Origin of the sequence: Micromonospora sp. KC207, from assembly GCF_004348615.1 — a bacterium.
Taxonomy (GTDB): Bacteria; Actinomycetota; Actinomycetes; order Mycobacteriales; family Micromonosporaceae; genus Micromonospora.
The window spans coordinates 1-3333 of record NZ_SMKJ01000462.1 but is presented as its reverse complement, the minus strand read 5'-3'; the positions used below and the strand labels follow the sequence as shown (position 1 = coordinate 3333).

3 protein-coding genes are annotated in these 3333 nt (G+C 73.8%); all 3 read left to right on the top strand.

Annotated features, from left to right (window positions below; genetic code table 11):
- The first annotated feature begins 376 nt into the window (after positions 1 to 376).
- On the top strand, positions 377 to 1399 hold the full coding sequence (gene hrcA / locus E1258_RS31265) for a heat-inducible transcriptional repressor HrcA (RefSeq protein ID WP_132407424.1): 1023 nt from the start codon (positions 377 to 379) through the stop codon (positions 1397 to 1399).
- A gap of 74 nt (positions 1400 to 1473) precedes the next feature.
- Entirely contained in the window at positions 1474 to 2628 is a 1155-nt protein-coding gene (gene dnaJ, locus E1258_RS31260; RefSeq protein WP_207919883.1) for a molecular chaperone DnaJ, read from the top strand.
- A gap of 1 nt (position 2629) precedes the next feature.
- Positions 2630 to 3333, top strand: a 704-nt coding sequence (locus E1258_RS31255; RefSeq protein ID WP_132407420.1) for a 16S rRNA (uracil(1498)-N(3))-methyltransferase, incomplete at its 3' end; no start/stop codon positions are given.

The window sequence follows — 3333 nt, the reverse complement described above, 5'->3', positions numbered from 1 at the left end:
GACAGTGGTGCGGTGGGGGGCTCGTGCCCCGGCGAGCCGTACGGTGCCGACGGGTTCGGCTCCGGCGGGTAGCCGCCGGGGTCACCCGCTCCGGGAGGGCGAGGTGGTTCAGTCATGCACGTCACGGTAGGGGCTGTCGGCAAGCGGCCACGAGAGCGACACTGGTCGGGCCCGGCGAACGATCGGTCAGCGTGCGTCGGTGGCCGCCCGCGCTGCCGCGCGGCGGCCACCGCACCGGCCGTCCGTCGTTGATCTTACCGATGGCGGGGCGGCCGACGTAGACTGGCACTCGTTACAGTCGAGTGCCAGGAGTCGACCGCTGGCGGGCGCGGGCCCGGCAGCACGCCGGGCCGGACGTGCGACAGGAGGTGGCAGTGTGGGTCTGGACGACCGCAAGCTCGCCGTGCTCCGCGCGATCGTCGAGGACTACGTCGCGACCCAGGATCCGGTCGGCAGCAAGGCCCTTGTCGAGCGGCACCAGCTCGGCGTCTCCCCGGCGACGGTCCGCAACGACATGGCGGTGCTGGAGGAGGAGGGCTACATCCGGCAGCCGCACACCAGCGCCGGCCGGGTCCCCACCGACCGGGGTTACCGTCTCTTCGTCGACCGGCTGTCCCGGGTCAAGCCGCTCAGCCCGGCCGAGCGCCGGGCGATCGAGCGCTTCCTGGTCGGCGCGGTCGACCTCGACGACGTGGTGCACCGCACGGTGCGGCTACTGGCCCAGCTCACCCGGCAGGTCGCCGTGGTGCAGTATCCGTCGCTCGCCCGCTCGTCGGTGCGGCACCTGGAGCTGGTGCCGATCTCCACCACCCGGCTGATGCTGGTGATGATCGCCGACACGGGCCGGGTTGAGCAGCGGCTCGTCGAGCTGCCCGCGCCGGTCTCCGCCGACGACGTCACAGACCTGCGCCGGCTGGTCAACGAGAAGCTGGTCGGCAGCCGGCTGTCGGAGACCCCGCCGCTGGTGCAGGCGCTGGTCGAGGAGTCCGCCCCGCACCTGCGTGGGGCGATGACCACACTTTCCACCGTGCTGCTGGAGACGCTGGTCGAGCGGCACGAGGAGCGCATCGCGCTGGCGGGCACCGCCAACCTGACCCGGGGCGGCCTGCTCGACTTCCAGGGGTCGCTGCGGCCCATCCTGGAGGCGCTGGAGGAGGAGGTGGTGATGCTCAAGCTGATCGGCGAGGCCGAGTCGACGACCACCCGCGTGCTGATCGGCGACGAGAACGAGATCGACAACCTGCGGGCCGCCTCGGTGGTGAGCACCGGGTACGGCCCGGGGGTGACCGCCCTCGGCGGCCTGGGCGTGGTGGGCCCCACCCGGATGGACTACCCCGGCACCATCGCCACGGTGAGGGCCGTGGCACGCTACGTGGGCGAGCTGCTGGCCCAGAACTGACCAGTCAGGGGCCGACGGCCGGCTCCGGCCGACGACCGGCGCAACGCGAGAAGAACATGAGGACACGGGACGCAGTGGCCAGGGACTACTACGGCATCCTCGGCGTGAGCCGGGAGGCCTCCGACGACGAGATCAAGCGCGCCTACCGCAAGCTGGCGCGGCAGTTCCACCCGGACGTGAATCCGGACCCGGAGGCACAGGAGAAGTTCAAGGACATCAACGCCGCGTACGAGGTCCTATCGGACGACCGGAAACGGCAGATCGTCGACCTGGGCGGCGACCCGCTCGCCCCTGGCGGCGGGGGCATGGGTGGCCCGGGCGGACCCGGCGGGGCCGGCGGGGCCGGCCCGTTCGTCGGCTTCCAGGACATCATGGACGCCTTTTTCGGCGGCGCGGCCGGCGGCTCGCGGGGCCCGCGCCCGCGTACCCGGCCGGGCGCGGACGCGATCCTGCGCCTGGAGCTGGACCTGCACGAGACGGCGTTCGGCGTCGAGGCCCCGATCACCGTCGACACCGCCGTGCTCTGCACCACCTGCTCCGGGGCGGGCACCGCGGCCGGCACCCACCTGGCCACCTGTGAGGCGTGTGGCGGCCGGGGCGAGGTGCAGTCGGTCCAACGCACCTTCCTCGGCCAGGTGGTCTCCGCCCGGCCGTGCACGGTTTGCCAGGGGTACGGCACCACCATCCCGCACCCCTGCCCCACCTGCACCGGGGATGGGCGGGTTCGCACCCGTCGCTCGCTGACCGTCAAGATCCCGGCAGGGGTCGAGGACGGCATGCGGATCCGGCTCGCCCAGCAGGGCGAGGTCGGCCCGGGCGGTGGCACCGCCGGCGACCTCTACGTCGAGATCCACGAGCGCCCGCACGACGTCTACTCCCGCAAGGGCGACGACCTGCACTGCCGGGTCACCGTCCCGATGACCGCCGCCGCGCTCGGCACCCGGCTGACGATCAAGACCCTCGACAGCGAGGAGACGGTCGACGTCAAGGCCGGCACCCAGCCGGGCAGCACCCTGCGGCTGCGCGCCCGGGGCGTGCCGCACCTGCGCGGCACCGGCCGGGGCGACCTCTACGTCCACCTCGACGTGCGGACCCCGACCAAGCTCGACCCCGACCAGGAGAGAATGCTGCGCGACTTCGCCAAGACCCGGGGCGAGGAGGTCGCCGAGCTGACGAAGCAGGGCGGCTTCTTCTCCCGGATGCGCGACGCCTTCAACGGGCACGCCTGAGGTGTCGGCGCCGCTGTTCCTGGTCGACGCGCTGCCCACGGGCGACTCGCTGACCCTGAGCGGCCCGGAGGGCCATCACGCGGCCACCGTGCAGCGGCTGCGCGTCGGCGAGGAACTGCTGCTGGCCGACGGCCGGGGCGGCACCGCCGCCGCCGTGGTCACCGCCGTCGGCAGGGGCACCCTCGACCTGCGGGTCACCACCCGGGGGTACGTCGACGCGCACGTCCCCCGGCTCGTCTTGGTGCAGGGCATCGCCAAGGGCGACCGGGGCGAGCTGGCCGTGCAGGCGATGACCGAGGTCGGGGTGGACGAGATCGTCCCGTGGGCGGCGTCCCGCTCTGTGGCGCAGTGGCGCGGCGAGCGGGGCGTACGGGCCCGGGAGAAGTGGGTGGCGACCGCCCGGGAGGCGGCGAAGCAGGCCCGCCGGGCCTGGCTGCCGGTGGTGGCCGGATCCCCCGACGAGTCCACCGCCGCCGTGGCCAACCGGATCGCCGGGGCCGCCGCCGCGTTCGTCCTGCACGAGGAGGCGCAGGAACGGCTGGCCACCGCCGAGCTGCCCGACGCCGGCGAGATCGTGCTCGTCGTGGGCCCGGAGGGCGGCATCACCGACGCGGAGCTGGCCACGTTCACCGAGGCCGGCGCCCGCCCGATCCGCCTGGGGCCCTCGGTGCTGCGCACCTCTACGGCGGGCGTCGCCGCCCTCTC